Raw genomic sequence first — 12,213 nt, forward strand, 5'->3', positions numbered from 1 at the left:
ATGCGCCCATGACCCGATGGCTCGCCTGGACACTCGCATTCGCCCTGCTCGCCTGCTCGCACACGACACGGGCGGCGGACATACCGGTCTACGGCTACAGGATCGTGCAGGTCTATCCGCACGATACCGGCGCCTATACCGAGGGCCTGTTCTACAAGGACGGCTATCTCTACGAGAGCACCGGCGAAACCGGCCAGTCGACCGTGCGCAAGGTGGAACTGAAGACCGGTGAAGTGGTGCAGCGCTACAACGTGCCGTCAGAGTATTTCGGCGAAGGGATCGTGGACTGGAAGGACAGGCTGGTGCAGCTCACCTGGCAAACCCAGATCGGCTTCGTCTACGACCTGGCCAGCTTCAAGCTGCAGCACACCTTCACCTATCCCGGCGAAGGCTGGGCACTCACCCGCGACAACCGGCATCTGTACATGAGCGACGGCTCGGCGGTGATACGCATCCTCGACCCGGAAACCCTGGCCACCACCGGCAGCATCATGGTGATGGCCGATGGCCAGCCGGTGACCAATCTCAACGAGCTGGAATGGGTCAAGGGCGAGATCTACGCCAACGTCTGGCTGACCAACCGGATCGCCAGGATCGATCCCGCCACCGGCCACGTGGTCGGCTGGATCGACCTGACCGGTCTGCTCGATATCAGCAAGCTGCCCGACCCTGGCAATGACGTGCTCAACGGCATCGCCTATGACGCCACGCACGACCGGCTGTTCGTCACCGGCAAGCGCTGGCCGAAGCTGTTCGAGATCCGGCTGGTGAAACAGCCGGCACGGTGACGCCGACGCAGCCGAGCATGCCGCCGGGATTCATCGGCAAGCGCCCGTGCTCAACGTTGAGCCGTCGATTTCCCCGAATCATCGAGTTCGCTGGCCGACCAGCCGCCGCCGATGTCACCGATCAGTGACACTGCATCGAGCAGGCGCTGCTGCTGCACGTTGAGCGCGCTCTCCTGTGTGCTCAACTCGGTAGCCCGGGCGGTGGCTGCGGTGGTGTAGTCGACGGTGCCGGCCTGGTATTCGTTGAACGCGATCTCGGCGCCACGGGTGGCGTCATGCACGGCGGCGTCCAGCACCTCGGCCTGCCGGGCCAGGATGCGCAGGCCGGAAAGGTCATCCTCCACGTTCTGGAACGCGGTCAGCACGGTGCCGCGGTAATTGGCGACCGTCGCCTCGTAGGTTGCCCTGGCAGCAGCAACCTCGCCATGGCGTGCGCCGAAGTCGAGCACGGTTTCGCTGACGTCGGCACCCAGCGACCAGACATGGTTGGCGATGTGCAGCAGGCCGGTGAGCGGCGATTGCGAGAAGCCATCTGCCGCCGACAGTGAAAGGCTTGGGTAATAAGCGGCGATGGCAACGCCGACGGCGGCGTTCTGCGCAGCCATCTGGCGCTCGGCGACGGCAATATCCGGTCGACGCTGCAGCAGGCTGGACGGTACCCCTGCTGGAACCGTGGGCAACGCCGGCAGCGTCGTGCTGTGCGGGATGTCGAGCTCTTCCGGGTTCTTGCCAACCAGCACCGCAATCGCGTGGGCATACTGCGCACGGGCGACGCCAAGGGCAAGCAGGCTGGACTGTGCGTTCTCCAGCTGGGTCCGCGCACTGATGACATCGGAGGGCGCGATGGTACCGGCGGTGTCCTGGTTGGAAATCACGCGCAGATATTCCTTGTATGCCGCGACGGTCTTCTGCAGCAGGTCGATGTTGGCATCGCTCACGCGCAATTCGATGACCGCGGTGGCCAAGGCGGTCTGCTCGGACAGGGTAGCGTTGGCGAGGGTCGCTGCGCCGGCCTGGGCAGTCGCCTTGTTTTCCTCGATCGTGCGGCGGACCTTGCCCCACAGATCCGGCGCCCAGCTCACGTTGCCCTCGAGTGAGCTCGCGGTGCTGATCGATGGCTTGCTGCCAAGGCTAAGTCCGCTGTTTCCGGCTGCGCTGCGCTCCTTGGTTGCCGAACCGGTGATGCCGATCGTGGGGAACAAGCTGCTGCGCGCCACCTGCACTTCGGCCAGCGCGGCCTGGTAATTGGCGTAATCCTGCCGCACGGTCTGGTTCGAGACGGACACCATTGGTTCGAGCTGGTTGAGCAGCGGATCGTTGAAACCGGTCCACCAGTCGCCTTTTGGCGCCTCGGCCGCCGGCGCTGCTGCCGTCCAGCCGGGCAGCTCCTTGTATTGCGGCGGTGTCGCCACCTGCGGGCGGTGGTAGTCGGGGCCGACCATGCAGCCGCCGAGCAACAGTGCCAAGGAGGCAGCCAGGGTGGTGTGGAGAATCTTCATGTTCATGCGCTCGCGTCCGATCTGTTCCACGGCAGGGTGGCGGACCACTTGGCGAGTCTGGCGCGCAAGCGGTCGAGATAGAGGTAGATCACTGGCGTGGTGTACAGCGTGAAGACCTGGCTGAAAATCAGGCCGCCCATGACGGTGATGCCCAGTGGCTGACGCAGCGACGCGCCCTGGCCGATGCCGATGGCCAGCGGCACTGCACCGAGCACGGCCGCGGCGGTGGTCATCATGATCGGCCGCAGGCGCACCACGGCCGCGTCGTGGATGGCCTTCATCGGTTCGTAACCTTCGTCGCGCTGCAAGTGGATGGCGACGTCGATCATCATGATCGCGTTCTTCTTGACGATGCCGATCAACAGGATGATGCCGATCATCGCGATCACCGAGAACGGCGTGCCGAAAATCAGCAGCGCCAGGGTGGCGCCGATGCCGGCCGATGGCAGGGTGGAGAGAATGGTGATCGGATGGACGGTGTTTTCGTAAAGGATGCCCAGCACGATATACACCGCCGCCAGTGCTGCCAGGATCAACAGCGGCATCGTCGACATCGACTGTGCGTAGACCTGCGCGGCACCGGCGAAACTGCCGTGGATCGAGGCAGGCAGGCCCAGCTGTTGCGAGGCCCGGTTGATCGCGTCCGTGGCCTTGCTCAGCGAACCGCCAGGCGGCAGGTTGAAGGAGATCGTGGCGGCCACCAGGCCGCCCTGATGGCTGACCTGGGTGGCGGTGTGGCTGCTGGTGTAGGTCGCCAGCTGCGGAAACGGCACCATGGTTTCGCTCGACGTACTGTCCGCGCTGCCGCTGGAGCTGCCGCCCTTGGCATTGGAGATGGCATTGGTAAGCTGGTTGGCCTCGGCGTCGGCGTTGAGTGCATTGGACGAGGACGCGGTGCCCTGCGTCGAATTGACCGCCGACACCGACGTGACCGGTTTGACCAGGCTGCTCGATATCTGCGTCTGCTGGGTGCCGCTCGCATTGCCGGCGGCGGTACTGAAGCGCATGCGATCGAGCATCTGCGGATACTGCCAATACTTCGGTGCGACCTCCATCACCACGTAATACTGGTTGAGCTGGTTGTAGACGGTCGACACGGTGCGCTGGCCGAAGGCGTCGTACAGCACGCTGTCGATCTGGTTTGGCGCAAAACCGTAGCGCGCGGACGTGGCGCGATTGAAGTTGACGTAGATCTGCAGGCCGTTCTGCTGCAGATCCGAGTTCACGTCGGTCATCTGGGTCCGGTCCTTGCCTAGTGCGGTCACCAGTTGCGGTACCCACTTGAACAGCGCGGTGGGATCGTCGCTGGTCAGCGTGTACTGGTACTCGGCGGCGGACGACCGACCGCCGATATGCAGATCCTGCGCGGCCTGCAGGAACAGCTTCGCACCGGACACGCCATTGAGCTTGGGCCGCAGGCGATCGACCACCTGCGCCGCGGACAGCTTGCGCACGGCCAGCGGCTTGAGTTCGATGAACACGTTGGCGGTATTGAGCGCACGGCCACCGGTGAAACCCGCCACCGAGGCGACCGCGGGATCCTTCTGCACGATCGCCTGCAACTGCGCGAGCTTCTGTTCCATCGCCTGAAACGAGATACTCTGGTCGGCAATGATCTGGCCCATCAGGATGCCGTTGTCCTGCTCCGGGAAGAAGGTCGAGGGCACCAGCTTGATCAGCAGGACGTTGAGCACGATCAGGCCGATCAGGGTCAGTCCGACCAGCAACGCGTGATCGAGCACGGTGGTGAGCGAACGGGAATACGCGTTCTTGAACCGCTCGAACTGCCGTTCGTACCATAGTGCCCAGCGCGCCCTGGAATGCAGCGTCTTGCGGCTGAGTACATAGGCCGCCATGGTTGGGGTGACCGTAAGCGAAATCACCAGCGAGAGCAGGATCGCGATCGACAGCGTCACCGCGAACTCGTGGAACAGCAGCCCGATGATGCCTGGCATCAGCAGGATCGGCAGGAACACCGCGATCAGTGACAGGCTCATCGAGATCACCGTGAAGCTGACTTCTGCGCTGCCTTGCAGCGCCGCCTCGTGCACGTCCATGCCGGATTCGACGTGGCGCACGATGTTCTCCAGCACCACCACCGCGTCGTCGACAACGAAGCCGGTACCGATGGTCAGCGCCATCAGCGAGAGGTTGTCGATGCTGTAGCCGAGCATGTACATCGGCCCGAACGTGCCGATGATCGACAGCGGCAATGCCACTGCCGGCACCAGGATCGCCCGTGGCGACTGCAGGAAGATGAAGACCACGCCGATCACCAGCAGCACGGCCATGAACAGGGTGCGCTCGGTGTCGTTCACCGCGGCGTTCACCGATTGCGAGCGATCGACGGCGATGCCGATGTGGACATTGTGCGGCAGCGTCGCCTCGATCGACGGCAGCACCTTGCGGATCTGCGCCACGGTCTTGACGATGTTGCCACCAGGCAGCGGATAGACGATGACGAGCACCGCATCCTTGCCGTTGTAGAGGCCGGCGTTGCGGATGTTTTCCGCGGAGTCCTCGACGTCGGCGACGTCGCGCAGCAGCACCGGTGCGTTGTTGCGATAGGCCACCACCAGGTCGCGATAAGGTGCCGCCTTGTTGATCTGGTCGTTCGAGGTGACCTCGAAGCGCTGGTCGCCCTGGTCGATGTGGCCCTTGGCGCTGTTGGCATTGGCCGAGCTGATCGCCGCGCGCACGTCCTCCAGGCCGATGCCGTAGCTGTTGAGCTGATCGGGCTCCAATTCCACACGCACCGACGGCAGCGCACTGCCGCCCAGGGTGATCTGGCCCACGCCATCGACCTGCGACAATTGTTGCTGGATCACCGAGTCGGCCGAATCGTAGAGCTGCGCACGAGTCAGTGTGTTCGACGTCAACGCCAGCACCATGATCGGCGAATCGGCCGGGTTGAACTCGCGGTAGTTCGGATTGCTGCGCAGCGTGGACGGCAGATCGGCGCGCGAGGCCTGGATCGCCGCCTGCACGTCGCGGGCGGCGCCATTGATGTCACGGCTCAGGCCGAACTGGATGACGATCTGCGCCGAACCGACCGAGCTGGTGGAGGTCAGCTCGCTGACGTCAGCGATTGTGCCCAGCCGCCGCTCCAGCGGCGCCGCCACGGTAGATGCCATGATGTCCGGGCTGGCGCCAGCCATGCTCGCCTGCACCACGATGACCGGATAGGTGACATTCGGCAGCGGCGCCACCGGCAGGTGGAAATACGCCAGCAACCCGGACAGCACGATGGCGACCGCCAGCAGCGTGGTCGCCACCGGTCGCCTGATGAATAGCCCGGGGATGTTCACGGCGCTTGCTCGGCTGCCTGCTCGGGACGCTTGCGTTGGAAGCGCTGTGCCAGGCGGTCAAAGAACAGATAGATCACCGGCGTGGTGAACAGGGTGAGTACCTGGCTAAACGCCAAACCGCCGATGATCGCCAGGCCGAGCGGCCGGCGCAGCTCCGAACCGGTGCCGGTACCCAGCAGCATCGGCAACGCACCGAGCATCGCCGCCAGCGTCGTCATCAGGATCGGCCGGAAGCGCAGCAGCGAAGCCTCGAAGATCGCCTCCGCTGGTGGCTTGCCGTGTTCGCGCTCGGCCTCGAGCGCGAAGTCCACGATCATGATCGCGTTCTTCTTGACGATGCCGATCAAGAGCACGATGCCGATGATGCCGATCACGTCCAGGTCGCTGCCCGCGATCATCAGCGCCAGCAGCGCACCGATGCCGGCCGAGGGCAAGGTCGAGAGAATCGTCACTGGATGGATGAAGCTCTCGTACAGCACGCCGAGCACGATGTAGACGGCGACCAGTGCGGCGATCAGCAGGTACACCTCGCTGGACAGCGAATCCTGGAATGCCTGCGCAGCACCCTGGAACGAGGAGGTGATCGAGGGCGGCAGCTGCACCGCCTGCTCGGCCTGGTTGATCTCGTCCACCGCCTTGCTCAGCGAAGCGTCCTTGGCCAGGTTGAACGAGATGGTGACTGCGGGGAACTGCGCCAGATGGCTGATCACCAGCGGTGACTTGGTGATCTTGATGGTGGCGATGCCTTTCAGTGGCACCTGACCACTGCTGCTGGTCTGGCTGGGCAGGTACAGGTCGCCGAGCGACTCGACCGTCGGCAGGCTCTCGGGCTTGGCGACCAGGATCACCCGGTACTGGCTGGACTGGTCGAAGATCGTCGAGACGATGCGCTGGCCCAGCGCGTCGTAGAGCGCGTTGTCGATCGTCGCCGCGGTGATGCCATAGCGTGCGGCCAGCTGACGATTCACCTCGACATCCACGCTGAGGCCATCGTTGTTCAGATCACTGGTGACGTCGGTGATCGAGGTGATCTGCTTCATGCGCGCGATCAGCGCGGGCACGTACTGCATGAAGGCCTGCTGGCTGGGTCCGCGCAGCACGAACTGGTACTGGTTCGGCGACACCGTGGTATCGAGGGTCAGGTCCTGCTCGGGCTGCAGGTACAGCTTGATGCCCGACACGTTCTCCACTTCGGTCTGCAGGCGTCTGGCGATTTCGGCCGCGGTCGACGAACGGTCGTCGCGTGCCTTCAGGTTGATCAGGAAGCGGCCGTTGTTGAGCGTGGTATTGGTGCCGTCGATGCCGACATACGAGGTCAGCCCGGTGACGTCCTGATCCTTCAGGATCGCCTCCGCGAGTGCCGCCTGGCGCTCCACCATCGCGCTGTACGACACCGAGTTGTCGGCGATGCTGATGCCCTGGATCACGCCCACGTCCTGGGTCGGAAACAGACCCTTGGGAATGATGATGTAGAGGAACAGGGTCAGCGCGACCGTAGCGGTGGCGATGACCAGGGTCAGGACCTGGTGGCGCAACACGAAGCGCAGGCCGCGTTCGTAGGCCGCCAGGGTCTTGTCGAACAGGCCTTCGCTGATCCGCTCGAAGCGGCTCGGATGCCGGTCGGCCTGCGCGCGCAGCAGGCGTGCGCACAGCATGGGCACCAAGGTCAGCGAGACGATACCCGAGAGCACGATGGTGATCGCCAGGGTCACCGCGAACTCGCTGAACAGGCGACCGATCACGCCACCCATGAACAGCAGCGGGATAAGCACCGCGATCAGCGAGACGGTCAGCGACACGATGGTGAAGCCGATCTGCCCGGCGCCGGTCAGGGCCGCCTCCAGCGGCGTCATGCCTTCCTCGAGATAGCGCACGATGTTCTCGATCATCACGATCGAGTCGTCGACGACGAAGCCGGTGGCGATGATCAGCGCCATCAGCGAGAGGTTGTCGATCGAGTAGTTCAGCTCGTACATCATCGCCAGCGTGCCGATCAGCGACACCGGCACGGAAATGCTCGGGATGATCGTGGCTGGTATGTTGCGCAGAAACACGAAGATCACCAGCACCACCAGCACGATCGCCAGCACCAGCTCGAACGCCGCATCGGTGACCGACGAACGGATCACGCCGGTGCTGTCGGACACCACCTCGACCTTCATCCCCGCCGGCAGCGTGGATTCCAGCTCGGGCAGCTCCTTCATGATCTGGTTGACGGTGGCGATCACGTTGGCGCCCGGCTGGCGCTGCACGTTGAGCACGATCGCCTGGGTCTTGTTGAACCAGGCACCCTGCTCGGTGTTCTGTGCGGACTGGGTGACCTTGGCGACGTCGCGCAGGTACACCGGCGCACCGTTCTGATAGGAGATCACCGTGGCCAGGTAATCCTGCGGATCCTGGATCTGGTCGTTGCCGTTGATCGTGTAGTCGAGCTTAGGGCCGTCGAAATTGCCCTTCGGCTGGCTCACGTTGACGTTCGCGATCAGCGAACGCAGGTCGTCGATATTGAGCCCGTAGGCGGCCAGCTTCTGCGGGTCCGCCTCGACCCTGACCGCCGGCACGTTGCCGCCGGAGGGTGTGACCAGGCCGACACCGGATACTTCGGAAATCTTCGCACCAAGCCGGTTGTTGGCGACGTCCTGCAGTTGCGGCAGCGACATCGAGTTGGAAGTGACCGCCAGGGTAAGGATCGGCTGGTCGGCCGGATTCACCTTGGCATACGTCGGCGGTGCCGGCAGACCGGTGGGCAGCAGGCTGTTGGAAGCGTTGATCGCCTCCTGCACGTTTTGCTCGGCGACGTCGAGGTTGAGCGCGAGATTGAACTGCAGCGTGATGACCGAGGCCCCGGCCGAGCTGTTCGAGGTCATCTGCTGCAGGCCGGGGATCTCGCCCAGTTGTACTTCCAGCGGTGCGGTCACCGTGGTCGCCATCACCGTCGGGCTGGCACCGGGGTAGAAGGTCTGCACCTGGATCGTCGGGTAGTCGACGCCCGGCAGCGACGACACCGGCAGGAAACGCACCGCGACCACACCCACCAGCACGAGGGCGATCATCAGCAGTGACGTTGCCACCGGCCTGAGTACGAACAGGCGGGAAATATTCATCGGGTCGCCGCCGCTTACGAAGCTTGTGAGGCGGAGGCAGAGGCGGTGCCGTGCGCCCGCTTCCTGCCCGGCTGCTGTGTGCTTGCCGCGGACGAAGCCGGCGCCGGTGCGTTGCCCGCCTCCGCCGGCTTGGCCGATTTCGCCGCGGCGAGCTTGACCTTGGCGCCATCACTCAAACGGTCCATGCCGTCGGTAACCACGATCTGGCCGGCGCTGAGGCCCGACAGGATGACCGTGTTCTTGCCGTCGCTGGGGCCCTGGGTCACCTTGTGCACGGACACCGTCTGGTCATCGTTGACCAGGTAGACGTAATCCCCCGGTGCACCGCTCTGCACTGCGGGCGTCGGCACCAGTACGGCGTTCTGCAAGGTGTCGACCAGCAACCTGACATTGACGAATTCGTTCGGGAACAATGCCTCGTCGTCGTTGGGCATGGTCGCGCGCAAGGTCACCGTACCGGTGCTGGTGGCCATCTGGTTGCCGAGTGCGTACAGCGTGCCGGCGCCGATCTGCTTGCTGTTGTCGCTGTCATAGACGGTGACCGGCAGCTTGGCGTTGGCACTGTTGAATCGCTGCAGCACCTTGGCCAGCGAGTTCTGCGGTACGGTGAACTGCACGGTGGTCGGCTTCATGGTGGTGATGGTCACGATGCCCGGCGAACTGGACTGCGTGACGTAGTTGCCAGGATCGACCAGGCGCAGGCCGACCCGCCCGGCGACCGGCGCGGTGATATGGCAATAGGCAAGATCGAGGTCGTACTGCGCGATGCTCGCCTGATCGGCCTTGACCGCAGCCTCCTCCTGCTGGACCGTGAACTGCTGGTCAGCATAGGTCTGCTCGGCAATCGACTTCTGCGCATGCAACTGCGTGTAACGGGCCAGATCGGAACGGGCCTGGGCCAGGGTCGCCTGGTCCTTGGCCAGTTGCGCCTGGGCCTGTTGCTTGTCGATCTCGTATTGACGCGGGTCGATCTGTGCCAGGAATTGCCCCTTGGTCACGTCCTGACCTTCCTGATAACCGACGGCGGTGAGGTAACCGCTCAGCTGCGGCAGCACGGTGACGGTGGCGACTGGAGTCACCGTGCCCAGTTCGCTCAGGATTTCCGGCATGCTGCCCAGACTGGCGGTGGCCGCGCTCACTACCTGCGGCGGTGAACCGGTCTTGGCTTTCTTGCTGCCAAGGAGATGGATCAGGATCAGGATGATCACCGCAACTATGACGACCACAGCGATCAGCAGGCCGCGTCTCTTGTGAAAGGGTCGGGCTGCTTGCGGGGTGTCGGCACTCATGGGCATCTCCAGATTTTCATTGCCCTGCTTGCAGGGGCCGTTGCATGGACCGGGACATCCTCACCTCGCGCGGTAGCGCCGTCTGCGGCCAGATTGTCAGCGTGCATTCGACGATCCATGGTTCTCGCGGTGGCAGGACTGGTTCCAGTGCTGGTGTTTTGCACCCGTCACGACTTTGCTCAGGCAAGACGCACGGACAGGACGATGGGCTCGGAAATGGGCCGCAATTCGGGGCCGGAAGCCAGCGCACGGGAGACCGCACGAACCCGTCGCTGAAAGCTGGCGTCTTGGCTCGCGCCACGTTATTCCTGCATATGTATTTTTACCGTGCTTTCGGACATCCTCGGCTGCACCTGGATGTGCGCACACGAACTGGGATGAACGCTTCACGTGGCCATGCGTTGACCTGCCGCCTGCAAGCCATCTTCGAGGCATAGCATGTGGCGTCATGTGGCGGTGGAGCGGGTCCAGACCTCTTCGGCCCGGTGCCGATCGAGCGCGGTGGGCACCCGCCTGCATCGGCTACTACTCCAGCCAGCGCGCCGCACCACGACCGGCCAGCAGGCCGCTCGCGAAGCAGGCAGTCAACAGATAACCGCCGGTCGGTGCCTCCCAGTCGAGCATTTCGCCGGCACAGAAGACACCAGGGCGCGCACGTACCATCAGGTTGTCATCCAGCGCTTCAAGCCGAACGCCACCTGCCGTGCTGATCGCCTCCGCAACCGGTCGTGGCGCACGCAGGCGCAACGGCATCGCCTTGAGCTGCGCCGCCAGCGCGAGCGAATCGGCCAGGGTCGATTTCGCCGTCAATTCGAACACCAGCGCGCACTTGGCTGCATCGAGCCCGGCCCGCCGGCGCAGCCAGTCACCCATGCTGTGCTTGCCTCTCGCTGCCGCAAGGCGTTCGGCCAGTACCGGCTCGCTGTAGCCCGGCACCAGATCCAGCCGCAGCATGGCCTCGCCACGCTCGGCCAGTTGTTCGCGCAATTCGGCGCCGACCGCATAGATGAGACTGCCCTCGATACCGTATTCGCTGAGCACGCACTCGCCCTGTCGCGCATGGGCCACGCCGCGACGATCGGTCCAGTACGCGACAACCGCCTTGAGCGGTGCGCCGGCAAAACGGCTGGACAGGTGCTCGCTCCACGCCAGCTCGAACCCGCAATTCGCCGGTTGCAGCGGTGCCGCGTCGATCCCGGCCTGCTGCAACGGCACCATCCATGCGCCATCGGAACCGAGCTGCGGCCAGCTGGCGCCTCCGAGTGCAAGCACCACTGCATCGGTCGGCACGGCGCGCTCACCCTGCGGTGTGGCGAAGTGCAGCGCGCCATGCGCCTGCCAACCCAGCCAGCGGTGATGCATGTGGAATGTCACGCCGGATTCGCGCAGGCGCCGCAACCAGCCCCGCAGCAACGGCGCAGCCTTGAGGTCGGCGGGGAACACCCGGCCCGAACTGCCCGCAAAGGTCTCCACGCCCAATCCACGTGCCCAGACACGCAACGCATCCGCATCAAACGCGTCGAGCCAGCGCGCGATCTCGACCTGACGCGCGCCATAGCGTTGCACGAAGCGTGCGCGTGGTTCGCCATGGGTCAGGTTCAACCCACCCTTGCCGGCCAACAGGAATTTGCGGCCGACCGAACCCATCGTGTCATACAGATCGACCTTCACACCGGCTTTGCACGCGGCTTCCGCGGCCATCAGGCCGGCCGGGCCACCGCCAATGATGGCCAGCTGCGGGAGAGTTGTTCGGGTCATCCGTGCATGGTCGCATGCCGCCTGAACGGAATGAACCGGCACTGGGTAATCCTGCCGTGGCCGCACAGGCATCCATCTATCCGGTGGCCTTCGTAGCGTTCGGACCGGATCAACTGAATTGAAAATAAACCAGGTCAATCGCATTACATGGATTATCGAGGCGTCAATCAAGCGGGAATCATGCAAAATATTGCGCAGGCTATTGGATTAATATCGTTCCAAACGCATTTAATTGCGAATTCGTCAAAAATCTCGCACCATCGCGTAACCGATTTCATTGCCCGTCCGGAATCGCACGCGAGCATCGACACCAAGCGCCCGCATGTGTCGCCTATTCACCTGATTCGAAACATGAAAAGCAACGCGCAGCCCGTTCGCCCGACCGCGGACGAACGTGTTTCCGCGGGAACGCCGCGGCGCCACGATTACTGAAAATATTTGCGGCGCAGGCATACCGACGCAATTAA

General features: G+C 63.9%; 7 protein-coding genes. 2 read left to right on the forward strand and 5 right to left on the reverse strand.

Annotation, left to right across the window (positions count from 1 at the left end):
- The first annotated feature begins 8 nt into the window (after positions 1-8).
- Positions 9-788 carry a glutaminyl-peptide cyclotransferase gene (locus tag B0E50_RS05405; protein ID WP_077440163.1) on the forward strand — a complete coding sequence of 260 codons (780 nt, stop codon included), beginning with the start codon at positions 9-11 and terminating at the stop codon, positions 786-788.
- A gap of 50 nt (positions 789-838) precedes the next feature.
- Here B0E50_RS05405 and B0E50_RS05410 read toward each other — a convergent pair whose 3' ends face one another.
- The 5 genes from B0E50_RS05410 to B0E50_RS05430 all read right to left on the reverse strand — a co-directional run bounded on the left by B0E50_RS05410 (position 839) and on the right by B0E50_RS05430 (position 11,746).
- Complete coding sequence (locus B0E50_RS05410; protein ID WP_077440164.1) at positions 839-2,287, reverse strand: efflux transporter outer membrane subunit; 1,449 nt, start codon at positions 2,285-2,287, stop codon at positions 839-841.
- Between the two features lie 2 nt (positions 2,288-2,289).
- The gene (locus B0E50_RS05415; RefSeq protein WP_077440165.1) at positions 2,290-5,595 is read right to left on the reverse strand and encodes an efflux RND transporter permease subunit; all 3,306 of its coding nucleotides are present in this window, start codon (positions 5,593-5,595) and stop codon (positions 2,290-2,292) included.
- On the reverse strand, positions 5,592-8,699 hold the full coding sequence (locus B0E50_RS05420; RefSeq protein ID WP_077440166.1) for an efflux RND transporter permease subunit: 3,108 nt from the start codon (positions 8,697-8,699) through the stop codon (positions 5,592-5,594). Before B0E50_RS05420 ends, B0E50_RS05415 begins: the two co-directional genes overlap by 4 nt.
- Positions 8,700-8,713: 14 nt before the next feature.
- On the reverse strand, positions 8,714-9,988 hold the full coding sequence (locus B0E50_RS05425; protein WP_077440167.1) for an efflux RND transporter periplasmic adaptor subunit: 1,275 nt from the start codon (positions 9,986-9,988) through the stop codon (positions 8,714-8,716).
- A 525-nt stretch (positions 9,989-10,513) separates the two neighbouring features.
- A complete protein-coding gene (locus B0E50_RS05430) occupies positions 10,514-11,746 on the reverse strand; it encodes a TIGR03862 family flavoprotein (RefSeq protein WP_077440168.1) in 1,233 nt (410 codons plus the stop codon).
- 147 nt (positions 11,747-11,893) lie between these two features.
- Between B0E50_RS05430 and B0E50_RS17865 the strand changes: the two genes are divergently transcribed.
- Positions 11,894-12,178, forward strand: coding sequence for a hypothetical protein (locus tag B0E50_RS17865; RefSeq protein WP_139350756.1), 285 nt, complete (start codon positions 11,894-11,896; stop codon positions 12,176-12,178).
- The last annotated feature ends 35 nt before the right edge of the window (positions 12,179-12,213 follow it).

Origin of the sequence: Rhodanobacter sp. C01, from assembly GCF_002001045.1 — a bacterium.
GTDB lineage: Bacteria > Pseudomonadota > Gammaproteobacteria > Xanthomonadales > Rhodanobacteraceae > Rhodanobacter.

What these genes read in the sequence shown, in the direction of transcription:
- B0E50_RS05425 (WP_077440167.1), bottom strand. Translation starts at nt 9,988, where the DNA reads ATGAGTGCCGACACCCCGCAAGCAGCCCGACCCTTTCACAAGAGACGC.
- B0E50_RS05410 (WP_077440164.1), bottom strand. Translation starts at nt 2,287, where the DNA reads ATGAAGATTCTCCACACCACCCTGGCTGCCTCCTTGGCACTGTTGCTC.
- B0E50_RS17865 (WP_139350756.1), top strand. Translation starts at nt 11,894, where the DNA reads ATGGATTATCGAGGCGTCAATCAAGCGGGAATCATGCAAAATATTGCG.
- B0E50_RS05405 (WP_077440163.1), top strand. Translation starts at nt 9, where the DNA reads ATGACCCGATGGCTCGCCTGGACACTCGCATTCGCCCTGCTCGCCTGC.
- B0E50_RS05420 (WP_077440166.1), bottom strand. Translation starts at nt 8,699, where the DNA reads ATGAATATTTCCCGCCTGTTCGTACTCAGGCCGGTGGCAACGTCACTG.
- B0E50_RS05430 (WP_077440168.1), bottom strand. Translation starts at nt 11,746, where the DNA reads ATGACCCGAACAACTCTCCCGCAGCTGGCCATCATTGGCGGTGGCCCG.